Here is a 15,668-nt window from a genome sequence, read left to right as displayed (position 1 = left end):
ACTTTCCTAGCAGATACGGCCGGTCTTGGAATTCGGTTCAAACAGGCGACCGAATGTCCTAACCCTTTGCGATCCCCAGTAGCACCAACTGGTTCAGCCGGTTGGCAAACGCCGCCGGATCTTCCGGCAGTTCGCCGTCGAGGATCTGCGCCTGCTCCAACAGCAGGAACGACAGATCCTTTGATAGATCCTTGGCCGCGTCCTTGTCGCCGGCAATCGCCGCGACCAAGGGATGGCGCATGTTGATCTCGAGGATCGGCTTGGTGGTCGGCCCCTTGTTCTGCATTGCGAGCAGCCGCTCGAGCATGCGGTCCTGTGCGCCGCCGCCGGCGACGAGGCACGACGCGCTCGAGGTCAGCCGCTGCGAGGCGCGCACGTCGGAGACGCGCTCGCCGAGCGCGTCCTTGATCAGCGCGATCGTCGTGGCTTCATCCGCGCCGCCTTCGTCTTTCTTGTCATCGGCCTTTTCATCCAACAGCGGGATCAGTCCGAAATCGATATCGCCCTGGCTTAACGATTTTAGCGGCTTGCCGCCGAAATCGAGCGACGCGGAGGTCCAGAACGCATCGACCGGATCGGTCAGCAGCAGCACCTCGATGCCGCGAGCGGTTGCGGATTCGAGTTTCGGATTCGACTTCAGCCGTTCGACGCTCTCGCCGGTGAGATAATAGATGTCGGTCTGGTTCGGCTTAAGATCCTCGACATATTGCTTGAGCGAACGCTCCTCGCCCTTTGTCGTGGTGAAGCGCGACAATGCGAGCAGTTTCTCGCGGCGCTCAAAGTCCTCCCAGATGCCTTCCTTGATCACAGGGCCGAACGCGTCCCAGATTTTTGCGAACGCTTCGGGCTCCTTTTCGCCGAGGCTTTCCAGCTCCGATATCACGCGGCCGGTAACGGCCTTTCGGATCTGCGCGAGTTGCGGATTGTTCTGCAGCATCTCGCGCGAGATGTTGAGCGGCAGGTCTTCGCTGTCGATCACGCCGCGGATGAAGCGCAGATAGGCCGGCAAGAGATCGGCGTCGTCAGCGATGAAGACGCGGCGGACGTAGAGCTTGACCTTGCCCTTGCGCGCCTGGTCGAACAGGTCGAACGGCTTTGTCGACGGCGCAAACAGCAGCACCGCATAGGATTGCCGGCCTTCGGCGCGATAATGCAGCGTCATCGCCGGTTCGTCGAACGCGCCGGCGACCTGCTGATAGGCCTGCTTGTAGTCCTCCGGCTTGAGCTCCGATTTTGGCCGCTGCCATAGCGCGCTGGCCGAATTGATCTGGCGCGGCTCGCCCTCCTCCGGCACCAGTTCGATCGGAAACTGGATGTTGTCGGACCAGGCGCGGACGACACGTTCGATCTCGTAGGTCTCGAGATATTTTGATGCCTCTTTCTTCAGGTGCAGGACGATCTCGGTGCCGCGGGTGACGCGCGTGGCGTCTTCGTCGCTGGCTTGAGCGATTTCAAATCCGCTGCCGCCGGAGGACGACCAGACGAAGACCTGATCGGAACCGGCGCGGCGGCTGGTAACGACGATGCGCTCGGCGACCATGAACGCCGCATAGAAGCCGACGCCGAACTGGCCGATCAGATTGGCGCCGTCCTTGGCCTCGGTGAGGCGCGAAAGAAACGACTTTGTGCCGGAGCGCGCGATGGTGCCGAGATTGTCGATCAGCTCCTGCCGGTCCATGCCGATGCCGCTGTCGACGACGCTAAGCGTATTGGCCTTCTTGTCCGGCGCGATACGGATCTTGGGCGGCGCGCCGTCGGCAATCAGCTCGGGCGCCGATATCGCCTCATAGCGCAGCTTGTCGCAGGCGTCAGATGCATTCGAGATCAGCTCGCGCAGGAAGATTTCGGTCTCCGAATAGACCGAGTGCACCATCAGGTTCAGAAGCTCGGCGACCTCGGCCTGGAACGGCTGGGATTCGGGGGCAGTGGTGGTGGTCATACGGGGCTCGCAATGCAAACAGGGCAGGACGGGAAGCCCTGATATAACGATGCCATCTGGGGTGGCAAGATTTGCGACGACGCGCCAAAAGCCTGTTTGCCCCCTTACCGCTCGACGAAAGCGCGCTGGAACTGATCCAGGATCGGCTTGAACAGATAGCTGAGCATGGTCCGGCTGCCGGTCTGCATGAACACTTCCGCGGGCATGCCCGAGACGAGCTGCAGCCCGGCGAGCAGCCGGCGCTCCTCTTCCGGCAGCATGATCCGGACCGTGAAATACGACGTGCCGGTCTGCTGGTCGCGGGTGGTGTCGGGCGAGACGTACGACACCTGACCGATCAATTGCGGCGTCACCCGCTGGTTGAAGGCCGAGAAGCGAACGAAAGCCTGCTGGCCCTTGCGCACCTGATCGATATCGTTCGGCTGCAACCGCGCCTCGATCTGAAGATCGTCGGAATCCGGCACCACTTCCATGATGGTGTCGCCGGGGCGAATGACGCCGCCGATGGTGTGCGCGTTGAGCTGATGGATCACGCCCGACGTCGGCGCGCGCATCTCGATGCGCTCGAGCACGTCGCGCGCGGCGACGGAGCGCTCGCTGAGTTCGGCTTCCTTGCCTTGCGCCTCGCCGAGCTCCTTGACGACTTCCGTCCGTACGTCCTGGTCGAGCCTGACCATCTGAAGCTTCGCCTCGTCGACCTTGGTTTTGGTCTCGGCGATCGTGGAGAGCAACTGGCCGCGTTCGCCTTCGATTCTGGCACTCTCGCGCTGCAAGGCCGTGAGCCGCGCGATCGGCACGAGACGCTTGTCGAAGAGCTCCTGCACTCCCGTGAGCTCACCGGTGATCAGCTCCAGTTGCTTGGCCTTGGACGCGACCTGCGCTTCGAGGCCGATGATCTCTTCGCCAAGCTGCGACACCTTGCTCTGCAACAGCTCCCTTTGGCTCTCGCGTGCGGTCACCCGAGCCCTGAACAGCGAGGCTTCGGAGGCCAGCACTGTCTTGACGTTGCCGTCGTCCAGCCGGGTCGATAGTTCGGGCGGTATCGCCGGTTTGGGCAGACCGTCGCGCTCGGCGACCAGCCGCGAGATTTTCGCCCGCACCTCATCGAGCTGCTTGCTCACGACCTGAAGGCTGGCCTGCGCCTGCGTCGAGTCCAGCCGCAGCAAGAGATCGCCGGCGTTGACCCGCATGCCATTATTGACCGAGATCTGTGCGACCACACCGCCGGTCGGATGCTGGATGGTCTTGACGTTGGACTGCACCACCAGATTACCCGGCACCACGACGGCGCCCGACAAGGGCGCGAACGCCATCCACCCGCCTGCCAGCCCGCCGACGACGAGCAGCACCCGCAGCCCGGTGCGCAACTCATTCTCGTAGGCGCGCGCCGCCCGCAGCACGATGCTCTCGCCGGGCGCGGCCGCCACATCCGGCGATGTATCGCGATTGGCAAGGAATGCAACGCCTGCGGTCACGCCGTTGCGAACCACCCGCGTCACCGAACGCCCGCGCGCCACAGCGCCCGCCGGGCTCGGCGGCGCCAATTGGGGAGCCTCGATGCGAGGCGGCTCCCGCCGGTCGTCGATCTGCAAAAGCTCCGGTCTCGACCTCGGCATGTTCATGAGCGACGGATCGTCCGGCGCGATGATCGGGCCGCGCGCCTGCCGTTCATTCGGCCCCGAATTGACCGCCGGGCCGCGGGGGCTGGCCGTCCGTGGCGGCGGCATAAACTGCGGCTCACGCGCCGCGCGTCCACTGCGCGCCGGCGGCGGCTCGGCATCGATGCTGTCGGACTGCGATCCAAAAGGGCCGAGCCACGCATCGAGCACGCGACTCATCTTGCCCTTTTTCCGCCGCTTCGGCCGGGCCGGACGCCGCGCGCCCGGACGTGGTTCGTCGCGCGGTGGACGCCGCAGCGGCGGCCGCTGCTGATTGTCCTGTTCGAATGCCTGCCGCAATCGCTGCAGTTCGAGAATCAGCGCCTGGCCTTGCGGCGCAGCGGCCTCGGCATCCGTTCCTTCGAACCGGCTCCGCACCACTCTTTCGTCGGCATGGACGTGATCAAAATTCTTCATGACGAAACACTCTCGGCAAGTGATGCGCGCTGCTCTGCCTTGGCCTGCGGCGCGGGCTGCGACGGCGCGCCCTTGCCGTTGGCGTTGCGAACGCGCGCGAACACCTCTTCGCTCGGGCCGAACGCGATCGCCTTGCCCTCATAGAGCACCATCGTCATATCAAGCGCGGAGAGCGCGCTTGGGCGGTGCGAGATGACGACGACGATGGATTTGTTCTGGCGCATGATTGCGATGGCGCGGGTCAAGGCGTTCTCACCGTCGGCATCCAGATTGGCGTTGGGCTCGTCGAGAACGATCAGAAACGGATCGCCGAATACCGCCCGCGCCAGGCCAACGCGCTGCTTCTGTCCCGCGGACAGCGAGATGCCGCCCGCCCCTATTCGCGTCGCATAACCTTCCGGCAGGCGCAGGATGATGTCATGAACGCCGGCGATCTGGGCGGCCTTGAGGATGGCGTCGGAACTTGCGTGTTCGTCGAAACGGCAGATGTTCTCCGCCACCGTGCCGTCAAACAAGCCGACATCCTGCGGCAGGTAGCCGACGTGCCGGCCGAGATCCTCGTTGCGCCATTGATCGAGGGAGGCGCCGTCAAGCCGCACTGCGCCGCGATGCGCTGGCCAGATTCCAACCAGCGCTTTGGAAAGCGAGGTCTTGCCCGACGCGCTGGCGCCCAGCAGCGCCAGCCCCGCGCCGGCCTTGAGCGAAAACGTCACGCCAGACACGATCGGCATGTCGAAACCGGGCGCTGCCACCGCGAGGTTTTGCACGGACAATTCGCGGCACGGACGCGGCAGCATGACCGGCGGCGCCGGAGGCGGCGCGGTCGCCTTGCAGATGTCGCGCAGACGGGCGAGGCCCTGGCGGGCGGCGGCCAGTTGCTTCCAGGTGCCGAGCGCGATTTCAACCGGTGCGAGCGCGCGCCCCATCAGGATCGACGACGCGATCATGACGCCACCCGACGCCTTGTCGACCACGACGAGATAGGCGCCGATACCGAGCATTCCCGATTGCAGAATGTAGCGCAGCACCTTCGCGGCCGAACCGAGATTGGCATAGACGTCGGTGGCGCGGATGTTTTCCTGCAGGTAGCGCTCGTTGGCCTGCGACCAGCGCGCCGTCAACCGGTCCGTCATGCCGAGCGCGCGGACGATTTCCGCGTTGCGCTGCGTCGCATCCGCCAGCACCTGGCGCTGCGCGTTCATGTCCATCGCCGCCTTGGCTGAATTGCGCGAGATCCGCTCGGTCAGCAAGGTCATCGCAATGATCGCCGCAGTACCCAGCAGCGCCGTGAAGCCGATGGCGGGGTGAAACAGAAACAGCCCGATCAGAAAGACAGGGATCCACGGCATGTCCAGGAATGCCGTCGGGCCCATGCCCGACATGAAGGTGCGCACCTGGTCGAGGTCGCGCAGCGGCTGCTGCATCAGGACCGGCTTGACGCCGCGCAGCGGCAAGGTGGCGAGCGCCGAATGGATCGAGCCTTGCAGGCCGGCATCGAACAGTGTTGCGACCCGGCACAGCATCCGCGACCGCATCGCGTCGAAATATCCCTGCACCAGATAGGCGAACAGCACCATCAGGGACAGGCCGAACAGGGTCGCGAGGTTACGGCTCGGAATCACCCGATCGTACACCTGCAACATATAGAGTGGGCCCGACAGCATCAGGATGTTGATGACGCCGCTGAATACAGCAACGCCGATCATGCGGCGCGCACTGGCGCGCAGCGCGTTGGTGACGGGATCGTCGCCGGCCAGCGTCGAACGCAGGCCCGAAACAGCGCGAAGCGCCGACGCTGCCCGCGCTCGGTCCTGCGTCTGCCCCTGAGCGATACTCATTGAACTGCCCTACGACCCGCTCGATCGGGTCTCCCTGCAGGTCTCCTTGACGCGCGATGCGGACCATTTTTCGGCAACAATGCGACGAATGCCGATTGTTCAAGTTCGCTCGTGGGTAGAACGGTGGCAAACGCTCGGTGGTTGCCGAAACGGCGTGCACACCTCCGGCTAAGATGCCGGCACCGAAGACACGGCGCGTCAGACAGGGGCTGCGATGCCCTTGTCGCGCGCGCTTCATTCGCCGGTTTTCCCGCACGGCGTGCGTCATGGATTTGTCCGTCTATCACCTTGCTTCGGCGCTCATTGGTCGCTGTGTCGGCCGAATGACGCCATCAAGCTAAATGATCCTTCACCATGCGCGACATCCCGCCCCCTGGCGGATGGCCGCGCCTATGCGTCAATGGATTCGACTGGACAGCAGGGGACGAACAATGACTCGCTTGGCTCACGGGGATCAGCCCGACGCTGATCTCGATCTTCCGATCGATGACGTCGCCAGCCCGCCAGCCGCTCCGGCTTCCCCGTCCACGACACCGCCCGATGAAACGCCGCCGGCCAGCCAAACGACGTCACGGCCTGTCGGTTCGAATTTTTCCGACCTCGGCGCAACCTTCAACGGCATGGCTCGGGCGCCAGTGGATGTCCCGCAGCAAAGCGCGCTCGGCAACGGCACCAAAGCAGCCGGCAGCATCGCAAGCCACACCAACGATCTCACCGCGGTGCAGAACAATCTGCTGGCCGAGCTCAATACAGGCCAGTTTTCCGGCGCCGCGCTCGGCCATGTTCAGGCGATCCTGTCCGACATCACCAGCGCCATTTCGGCGGCCAACGCCTCGGTGAGCGCGGCAGGCTCGTTCGGCAACGCCGCCGGCGCAGAACAAGCGCTTCGCGTCAGCCAACTCAGCGTCATCAATGCCGTCAGTACCGATCCCGTGCTGGCTAATCCGGCGCCGACCGCGCCGCTGCCCACTGCCCCCGCCGCCACGGCGCCTCACAATCTCGCGGAGATCGGCGCGATCTTCGAGGACGTGGCCAGTCAGATCCTTGGCGGGGTCAATGACGGTAACCGGGCGCAGATCACCGATGACATCAATGCCGTGATATCGGACATGCAGGCGCTGATGACCGCCAACCCGGAGCTGTTCGACGGCCTGACTGGCGTCCATGCCGATGAGATCGTGCAGCAACTCCAACTCGAGCTCGTCTACATCAACGACCCCGGGATAAGCCCCAATGCGGCACAGGCCAGCGCCGACAACATCCTCGACATCATCGACATCATCCAGAGCGATGCCAATCTGGCTGATATGGCAACGCAAGACGGCGTCGGCGGCCTTTCGCCGCTTCCGGATGACACCTCGCCGGCTCCGAAATATCTCGACAATGATGTGCAGACGGCGTTCGTGGCCAATTTCATTGCGCGGTCCAATTCGCTTGGAAAGCAAGCCGTCGACATCGTGGGAAGCCAAGACAGCGAGGCGATCGCCGCGCTGATCGGCGATCTCAGGGCATTCGAGAAGAGCGTCACCGATTTCGACGCGGACCTGGGCGGCATCCTCGGCGCCGAGATTGCCGCGATGATCAAGGGATTGCAGACCGGCAACGCGACGCTGGTCGTCGCTGCCGCGGACCAGATGCACGGCAATGCAGCCGATGTCGGCGGCAACAATACCCCTGTTACCGGCGGCACCTACAATCCAGACGGCTTGACGGTCGCCGAGGTACTGGGGACGCCGGTCGTGGAGACGCCGGTCGCCGAAACGCCGCCGGTGCTGGCCGCGGTAGCCACATCGGACGTGCAACAAGTCGCAGCTCCCGCCATCAGCGGCGAGCCGGTGATGTTTGCGGCTGCCGACGTGGAGATCGGGGGGGCGGACCAAGCCAATTCGGACATGCCCGAATTGGCACATCATTTACATCATATGTGGGGATAGCGGCGCGCGGCGCGACCTCCGGCGCCCCCGACACGTCGGGGACGCTGGAGGCCGATACATCAAACAAGAAGCGCGTTCGCCGATCCGGCTCACGCGGCGGGCGCAAAAGAGCTCTTCACCGGCCAGTGCCCGCAAAGAACGATCTTGGACGATGGCCTCACCGACGGCTTTGAGGACCATCACTAGTACGGCAGCGACATCGGCGGTTGGCGGGATCGGCGCCAACAGTTGCTGTTCGGTAAGTGAAGTAGCGGGGCGTATGTGTGAGGCAGCGTAAGACGGACTATGGGACCATCATTCTACACTGGACGTTCGTGGCCGCATTCGTCGTTGCGCTCGTCACCGGCTTACGCATTGCGACGGAAACGCCCGACCGGACCTGGATCAACTGGTTCGACGCCGTGCTGCCGCGCGACAGCGTATGGATCGCCCATATGCAGGCGGCCGTCGTCCTGGTCGCCGTGGCGATCGGCTACGTCGTCTACATGCTCCGCTCCGGCCTCGGACGCCGCGTCCAGCTCGACAAGGTTCGCCTGCGCGGCTTGTTCGGCCGCGGACAGGCCAGATTGAGCGCCGTGATTGCCCTGATGTACTGGATTTTCTTCGTCACGATGTTCGGTTTGCTGGTCAGCGGCGGCGCGCTCTATTTCGGCTTCTACTCCGGCTACGACGTGGCGATGCTGCATTGGGTGGGGACCTGGGTGATCCTCGCCTTTGTCGCCCTTCATGTCCTGACCCAATACAAAAGCGGCGGCATCTCGCAACTGCTGCGTATTTTTCGTCCCGCTCCGCTGCCGGCGCCGCCGCCGCGGCTCGATGCCGTCGAGCTCTTGGGACTGCTGGCCGAGCGATCGGCGCGGGCGCCGGAACCCGAAGACCCACCGCCTGAGGTTGCATCGCATCCACTGCAGCCCGGCGCAGAGGCGCGCCGCGATCGGACGCGTGAGCCGGATCCGGCGCCACGATCCCATGCCGGGCCTTCGAGATCGCGAAACCCGACGCTGCAGGCCAATCCGTTCCTCGTGGCGGCCGCCGCTGCGATCACTGGCGCTTCGCTCCTCGTGGCTACCGATCGGCTGGCGGTGGACGGTGTTCAGATTCGCCGCATCAATCCCGCCGACGCGCCGGCCCTCGACGGCGACACGTCCGATCGGGCCTGGCGCGGCGTCAGGCCGTTCTCGCTATTGACCGGAGAAGGCGGAAATTTCGACGGCAAGGGCGAGACCAGAATCGAAATTCGCGCGGTGCATGACGGCACCTATGCCTATTTCCTCTTCACCTGGGAAGATTCGACGCGCTCGCTAAAACACCTGCCGCTCGTCAAGCAGGCCGATGGATGGCACCTGCTTCACTCCGGCTTTCAGCTTGGCGACGAGCATCAGTACAACGAAGACAAGTTTTCGGTGCTGCTGACCACGTCGGATGTCACGCTGGCGGGAGGGCGAACCTTTCATCCCGGGCCGCAGCCGGTCGCCGGCGCGCCTGCCACCATGAGTGGCCGCGGACTGCATTACACGGCATCCGGCTATGCCGATGTCTGGCAGTGGAAGGCCACGAGCGGCGCGACCGGATGGATGGACGATACGCATTTCGGGCCGCCGCTCGACCCGACCCCGATGCAGGCGGCAAACGTCGTTCCGTACAAGGGCGGCTTCGCGCCCGACCCGGGCACGGCAAACTACCGGGACAATTTCACCGTCGAGGCCGACACGTCAGGCGGTCCACGCCGCAGCCGGCTGATCGCTCCGCTGCGCCTGCCCAAAGTCGTCGCCGACACGACGAACGCGATGGGGGATATCGACCTCGATCCCAATCACGGCGAAAGCGACGGCGCGCGATGGTTCATGACCGAGCAGGATTCCGTGCCGTATTCGACCAACGTCGACGCCCGCATCCCGACGGGGACCGTGATCCCGGGCGTCATCCTGGGCGGCGAATTTTCAGGCGACCGCGCCGACATCAGAAGCGCAGCCCGCTGGGCTTCCGGCCACTGGGCGCTCGAGGTGAAGCGTCGGCTCGACACCACAAGCCAGTTCGACGTGCCGATCAAGAGCGGCATCTTCATGCGGGTCGCCGCTTTCGACCACAGCCAGATCAGACATACACGGCACGTTCGTCCTATTCGTATCGAGGTGGAATAAATGTCAAGGATTTGCAAAGTCACTGTTAACAACGAGCCGTATTTGGCCAATCGCGGCGAGCTTCTGCTCGACTGGGCGTTGATGAACGGGGTCGACCTTCCGCATGATTGCCGTTCCGGAATTTGCGGCGCCTGCCGCGTGCGGCTCGTCGACGGCCAGGTATTCGGCGGCCATAGCCGGGGCGACGACATGATCCATGCCTGCCAGGCCAGAATCGTTTCCGATCTCGAAATTGCGATCGAGGCGGCTCCCGAGCCGGTGGCGCTGTCGGCGGAAGTGGCGCAGACCGTTCAGCTCGCGCCCGACGTGGTGGGGGTCGACATCGAGCTGCCGAAGCCGCTCGACTATCTTCCCGGCCAGTACTGCAAGCTGCAGTTTCAGGGATTCCCGTCAAGGTCCTACAGCCCGACCTATCCGCTGGAAGGCCGGCCCCACGATCGCATCCTGCACTTTCATATCCGAAAGGTCGCGGACGGTCTGGTATCCTCGGCGCTCGGCCACGACATCCGCGCCGGACATCGCATCAAGCTGATGGGGCCGTACGGTCGCGCCTTTTTCAGGCAAGGCCATGCCGGGCGCATCGTTCTCGTCGCCAGCGGCACCGGTTTCGCCCCGATGTGGTCGGTCGCGGTCGCCGCGATCATGGAGCAGCCGCAGCGCGAAATGGTCTTCGTGGTGGCGGCCCGGAGCATCCGTTCGCTCTACATGCATGCGGCGCTATGCCGGCTGGCGCTGTTTCCCAATGTCACGCTGATTCCGATGGTATCGGAGCCGCAAAATATCTCGCATGCCGTTCGTAGCGGTCGGCCGACCGATCATTTGCCAAAACTCACGCCGGATGACGTGGTCTACACCGCGGGCGCGCCGGCCATGACCGATGCGGTGGCACGGATTGCAAAGGCTGCGGGCGCGCGATGCTACACCGATCCCTTCGTACAAGAGCCGCGGAAGGTGGAGCAGGCCGGCCTGATGTCGCGCCTCACCGGCTGGCTCAGCGAGCCGAAGGGCGCCATCCCGTTGCAGTCGGCGCAACGCGAGGCGCCGATGCCCCGCGGTGTGTCCGCGGTTGGCGCGGGTAACCGCTAGCCGATGCCTGCGATGGCTGCGATATATCGCTGAACGGACATTTCGAACGCCGCCTTGGCATTGCCTTCGATGTTGCGGCCCCACCACGCGCCATAGATGCGGTCGAATGCCAGCGGCTCGACCGCGCGTGCGATCCGGCGCACGGCTGCGGCATTGAGCGGGATGTAATTCGGATAGCTGTACATGAAACTGAGGGAGCGGCGATCCATCGCCACCATGGCGACATCACCGGTGAGCAGCGCACCACGGCCCTCCGCGCCAGCGCGCCAATGCAGGACCGTGGCACCTGCAAAATGTCCGCCGGTTCGTACCAGCAGGATATCGTCCGAGAGCCGGAGGCTGTCGCCGGTCCATGGCACGATTGTCCGGTGCGGCCGCGTGACGAAAGCGCGGTCGTCGCCGTGCAGGTAGACCGGCACGCCGCCGAACGCCTCGCTCCAGTCGGCGACCGCGCCATAGTAGTGCGGGTGCGAGACGGCAATCGCCTTCAGGCCTCCGAGCGAACCGACGTAGTCGATCGCCTCGGGCGTGGCTAACGGCACGCAATCCCACATCACGCAGCCATCCGCCTCGCGCACGAGTAGCGCGCGCTGTCCGATCGCAAAACTCGGCTTGAGTCCGATACCGGGAATGCCGAGATCATCACGCCAGACGAGCGTGTGATGTTGCGCCAATTCCTCGCGCGTGAGCCACGCCTGTCCCTTCCAGTTCACAAATTGCCGTTCGTCCTCGCAGACCGGACACGCGGCCGGTGGCTCGGCACTTTCGGGAAACTGGGCGCCACATTGTTCGCAGGTCCATAGCGGCATCGGCATCACTCCTGTCGGAAGGAGTGGTAACGCATAACGGCAGGGCCAGCCAATGCGAAGCGCGGATCAACATTTAGTAACCGATCGCCGCCCCGTCGCTGCGCGGGTCCGAACCGCCGCTCAGCACGCCGTTCCGCCGGTCGATCGTGATGCCATGCGCATGGCCGGCCATTTCGTTCCAGGCGTCCCAGCGGTTGATGGTGTGGCCGCGCTGTGCGAGCGCATCGATCGTATCTATAGGGAACCGCCCTTCGATATGCAGCGTGTCGCGCGCCTCGCCGAGCGCGAAGCGGCCGGAGAGAAATCGCGGCATCTCGATCGCTTCCTGGATATCGAATCCGAAATCGACCATGGCGGAATAAAGCTGGAGCTGAATTTGCGGCTGGCCATCCGCGCCCATGCATCCGAGCACGCTCCAGAGCTTGCCGTCGCGTTTGGCCATCGAGGCGATCAGCGTATGCAGCGGGATCTTGCCGGGCTCGAGGCGATTGGGATGATTGCGGTCCAGCGTGAAATACGCGCCGCGATTTTGCAGGATGACGCCGGTGTTTCCCGCGACCACGCAGGCGCCGAACGCGCCATACAGGCTTTGAATCAGCGACGCTGCGTTGCCGTCACGATCGACAACGGCGACATAGACTGTGTCGCCGGCAAGGCTGCCGAAGGATGGGACCATGTCCCATTTCAATGCCGACCTCCCGTCGATCAGCCGGCCGCGCAGGTGCGCGTATTCCTTCGATATCAGCCGCTCGACCGGCACCTCGACAAAGGAGGGATCAGCGAGCGTCTGATCGCGGTCGTGATAGGCAATCTGCTTGGCCTGTACCATGAGATGCACATGGTCGGGCCCGAGAAAATCCTTTCGATGCAGTTCGTGCGGCTCGAGGAGGTTGAGCATCTCGAGCACGGTAAAGCCCTGCGTCGGCGGCGGCGTGTTGAAGACGGTGACGTCGCGGTAGCGGCCAGCAAGCGGCTCGCCCCAGATCGCCTTTTGCCGGCCGAAATCGGCCAGCCGAAACAGGCCGCCTTTCTCTTCCGAAAAGCGCGCCATTTCAGCCGCGACCTCCCCTTGATAAAAGCCCGACCATCCGCGATCCGCGATCGATTGAAGCGTGCGGGCAAGGTTTGCATTGGTGAGCTTTGCGCCTGGCCGCGCTGCCGTGCCTTGCGGAAAGAACAACGCGGCGGCCTCGCGATCCCCAACCAGATCATCGCGCATCATCTCGATGAAGCTGGCAAGGCGGCCGGTGACCGGGAAGCCATCGCGCGCATAGCCGATGGCGCTCTCGAGCACGCGCTGCAGAGGCAATCGGCCATGGAGATTGTGCGCCTCAATCCAGCTCGCCACGGCGCCCGGCACCGTGAGCGTCGCCGGCACGATTCCCCGCAGCGGGATTTCCTTCAACCCTCGCTGCTCGATCGACGAAAGCGTGGCAGTGGCTGCCGCCTTGCCGCCGCCATTGAGGTAGCGGATCGCGCCGCTGGCGCCGTCGTGAATGAGCCAGAACGCGTCGCCGCCGAGACCCGTCATGTGCGGATAGACGACGGCGAGCACCGCGCTCGTCGCAATCGCGGCATCGATGGCGGAGCCGCCGGCGCGGAGCACGTCGATGCCGGCCATGGATGCCAGCGAATGCGGCGACGTCACCATGCCGTTCGACGCAAGCGTTACCGGTCGGCCGGTACGAATGTCCAATTCAAGCCCCTGGAATATGCCGAGCCGTCAGGCGCGAATTCGCCTGATCATGTACCTGCGATTCATGGTCAGTCTCCTTGCTTGATGAAAAGAAAGAGCGAACCTGCGGACGTCAGCCGCAGCATGAACCCTCGTCACGGTTGTCCCGGCTCGCAGCGTTCCGGTCGGGCGGCAGGTCCATCGCCGGATTCTCGGCAAAGAAGCCGTTCGGCTTTAGCGTGAAGCCGACATATTCGACCGGCATCACCGGAAAATCCTCGGGCCTGCAGACATGCGTCGCCCCAAAACTGTGCCAGACCACGATATCCTGGTTTTCGATGGTGCGGTTCTGGGCGATATATTTCGGCAGACCGTCGCCGCCGGCATGCTGGTTCGGAAACTCGCCGCTCGCGTATCGCTCGTCGGGCGCATAGCGCGTCACCCAGACGTGCTTGGTTGCAAATCCGCCGCGCGAGGTCATGTAACAGCCCTCTTGCGCCAGCATCGCGGGCGCACTGTGCGCTATCAGCTTGTACGATGTCGGACCGCCGACGCTATTCGTTTTGTTGGGGTTGCTGATCTTCCAGTACCGCCCGGTCCGCCCGTCGGCTTCTCGGGCCGCGTCGCGCTCGCGCGAGAGCGTTCGGGCCGTGACATCGAACACGTTGCCGTATGGGTTGTCCGTACCCCAGGGCCGCGGGCGGAACTCGTGCTCGGTGACGGTGTTGCCTTCGCCGTCGAGCATCATGTGCAGGCGGGCATTGAAGAAGTGCTGATGGGTTGGGCCGCCGAGATACTCGGCGACCATGCCGCCCCACGGGTAGTCCTTGCCTGCGGCGATCGCCGCGGTCTGGATGATGCCGGTCAGTTTGACTTCGAGCTGGATCGTGCCGTCCTGATAAAAATACCAGAAGAAGCCGTAGTCGTAGTTTCCGACTGTGGTGAAGAAGGAGATGACGAGGCGGCGCGACCGCCGCACCTCAAACGTCTCGTTGCGGAACTCGTAATGCTTCCAGAGGATCCCGTAATCCTCCTCATGCAGGCAGATCGCGTTCTTCATGATGCCGGGCTTGCCGTAGTCGTCGGCGACCGGCACGTCGAAATAATTGATATGGCCGAGGCAGTCGCAGCCGAGCTCGAGCGCGTTGGCGAGCTTGCCCAGCCCATACTCGCCGGCATCGAAGGCGCATTTCCAGAAATGGTTCGCGGTCGGATCGGCATAGGGCACGATCATGTCGGTGACGCTGGCTCGATAAATGATCGGCCGTTCGCGCGCACCATCGCGGAACGATATCTGGTGCAACACCAGGCCCTCGCGCGCGGTCCAGCCGACGCGGAACGACCAGTTCTGCCAACCGACCTTCCAGCCCTCGACTGTAAAGCTCGGGCCGTCCTTCTGCACGATGTCGAGCGGCTTGACGTCCTTGCGCGTTTGCGGGATCGACGCCCGGTCGTAGTTGCGCGACGTTTTCGGGATCGGGATGATGTCGGGCTCGTCGACCAGATGGACGATCCTGTTCTCGATCAGGTCGACCAGCGCGACCACGCCCTCGATCGGATGCGCATAGCCGTTGTCCTTGAGATCCCTGCGCCAATAGGACACGGCGCTGACCAGCCTGCGGCCCTTCTCCACCTCGCGGTCGAAATAGCCGGCCGAGAACGGATCGACCTGAACCAGCCCGATGTCCTTGTCATCGAGGCCGCGCCGCTTCATCGCGCGCCGCCAGTCCGCGTCGGCCTTGACGATGTCGCCGACCTTGAACACTTCCTCGATGGTGATCGGCGGCTGGCCGTAAGGATGGGCCTTGGTCGAATACTCCCGCCAAGCGGTTACCGACTTCGATGCGAGGTCCACCGTGGCGACGTGCGTCGCGCCGGTCTTGCTGTCGAACAGGGTGGCGGCGGCCCGCCGTGGCAGCACAACGCCCGGCTCCCAGCCGAGGACGTCGGACTTGGCCGGCTCTTCCAGCTGAACATGGGTAAATCGCGCGTGCGGGCCGAGTCGCTTTTCTTTCTTCAAGATTTCGGACGCCAGTGCGACTTCGGCCTCGCTGAGCGGGTCGAGCGGATGATCGGCATCTGTGCCGACAGATGGCTTTGTAGGTATCATATCGGACCGAATTCCCATGGACTGGTTGCAGGTTACGGCGGTCCGAGACGGCGTGTCTTGA

The 15,668-nt window shown here is 64.1% G+C and carries 9 protein-coding genes; 3 read left to right on the top strand and 6 right to left on the bottom strand.

Annotated features, from left to right (window positions below; all coding sequences use genetic code 11):
* Positions 1-58: 58 nt before the first annotated feature.
* The 3 genes from htpG to V1290_RS23590 all read right to left on the bottom strand — a co-directional run bounded on the left by htpG (position 59) and on the right by V1290_RS23590 (position 5,720).
* Positions 59-1,939, bottom strand: a complete 1,881-nt coding sequence (htpG, locus tag V1290_RS23600; protein WP_334366593.1) for a molecular chaperone HtpG — start codon at positions 1,937-1,939, stop codon at positions 59-61.
* A gap of 104 nt (positions 1,940-2,043) precedes the next feature.
* The gene (locus V1290_RS23595; protein WP_334366592.1) at positions 2,044-4,014 is read right to left on the bottom strand and encodes an HlyD family type I secretion periplasmic adaptor subunit; all 1,971 of its coding nucleotides are present in this window, start codon (positions 4,012-4,014) and stop codon (positions 2,044-2,046) included.
* On the bottom strand, positions 4,011-5,720 hold the full coding sequence (locus tag V1290_RS23590) for a type I secretion system permease/ATPase (RefSeq protein WP_334369152.1): 1,710 nt from the start codon (positions 5,718-5,720) through the stop codon (positions 4,011-4,013). Before V1290_RS23590 ends, V1290_RS23595 begins: the two co-directional genes overlap by 4 nt.
* Before the next feature lie 563 nt (positions 5,721-6,283).
* Here V1290_RS23590 and V1290_RS23585 point away from each other — a divergent pair.
* The 3 genes from V1290_RS23585 (at position 6,284) to V1290_RS23575 (ending at position 11,013) form a co-directional block, all read left to right on the top strand.
* Positions 6,284-7,786 (top strand): hypothetical protein, encoded by a 1,503-nt coding sequence (locus tag V1290_RS23585; RefSeq protein WP_334366591.1) that lies wholly within the window; start codon positions 6,284-6,286, stop codon positions 7,784-7,786.
* 263 nt (positions 7,787-8,049) lie between these two features.
* Complete coding sequence (locus V1290_RS23580) at positions 8,050-9,927, top strand: ethylbenzene dehydrogenase-related protein (RefSeq protein ID WP_334366590.1); 1,878 nt, start codon at positions 8,050-8,052, stop codon at positions 9,925-9,927.
* A gap of 42 nt (positions 9,928-9,969) precedes the next feature.
* On the top strand, positions 9,970-11,013 hold the full coding sequence (locus V1290_RS23575; protein WP_334366589.1) for a 2Fe-2S iron-sulfur cluster-binding protein: 1,044 nt from the start codon (positions 9,970-9,972) through the stop codon (positions 11,011-11,013).
* Here V1290_RS23575 and V1290_RS23570 read toward each other — a convergent pair.
* The 3 genes from V1290_RS23570 to V1290_RS23560 all read right to left on the bottom strand — a co-directional run bounded on the left by V1290_RS23570 (position 11,010) and on the right by V1290_RS23560 (position 15,607).
* Complete coding sequence (locus tag V1290_RS23570; RefSeq protein ID WP_334366588.1) at positions 11,010-11,822, bottom strand: MBL fold metallo-hydrolase; 813 nt, start codon at positions 11,820-11,822, stop codon at positions 11,010-11,012. The genes V1290_RS23575 and V1290_RS23570 overlap by 4 nt on opposite strands.
* Before the next feature lie 73 nt (positions 11,823-11,895).
* Positions 11,896-13,518, bottom strand: coding sequence for a gamma-glutamyltransferase (gene ggt / locus V1290_RS23565; RefSeq protein WP_334366587.1), 1,623 nt, complete (start codon positions 13,516-13,518; stop codon positions 11,896-11,898).
* A 112-nt stretch (positions 13,519-13,630) separates the two neighbouring features.
* Positions 13,631-15,607, bottom strand: a complete 1,977-nt coding sequence (locus tag V1290_RS23560; protein ID WP_334366586.1) for a primary-amine oxidase — start codon at positions 15,605-15,607, stop codon at positions 13,631-13,633.
* Positions 15,608-15,668: the final 61 nt, after the last annotated feature.

Origin of the sequence: Bradyrhizobium sp. AZCC 1578 (assembly GCF_036924675.1) — a bacterium.
In the GTDB taxonomy this organism is placed as follows: Bacteria; Pseudomonadota; Alphaproteobacteria; order Rhizobiales; family Xanthobacteraceae; genus Bradyrhizobium.
The sequence above is the reverse complement of the archived record's forward strand: the minus strand, read 5'-3'. Positions and strand labels throughout refer to the sequence as shown.

Bases quoted from the DNA above. Each gene is read 5' to 3' on its own strand.
- htpG (WP_334366593.1), bottom strand. From the start codon at position 1,939: ATGACCACCACCACTGCCCCCGAATCCCAGCCGTTCCAGGCCGAGGTC.
- V1290_RS23595 (WP_334366592.1), bottom strand. From the start codon at position 4,014: ATGAAGAATTTTGATCACGTCCATGCCGACGAAAGAGTGGTGCGGAGC.
- V1290_RS23590 (WP_334369152.1), bottom strand. From the start codon at position 5,720: ATGATCGGCGTTGCTGTATTCAGCGGCGTCATCAACATCCTGATGCTG.
- V1290_RS23585 (WP_334366591.1), top strand. From the start codon at position 6,284: ATGACTCGCTTGGCTCACGGGGATCAGCCCGACGCTGATCTCGATCTT.
- V1290_RS23570 (WP_334366588.1), bottom strand. From the start codon at position 11,822: ATGCCGCTATGGACCTGCGAACAATGTGGCGCCCAGTTTCCCGAAAGT.
- V1290_RS23560 (WP_334366586.1), bottom strand. From the start codon at position 15,607: ATGATACCTACAAAGCCATCTGTCGGCACAGATGCCGATCATCCGCTC.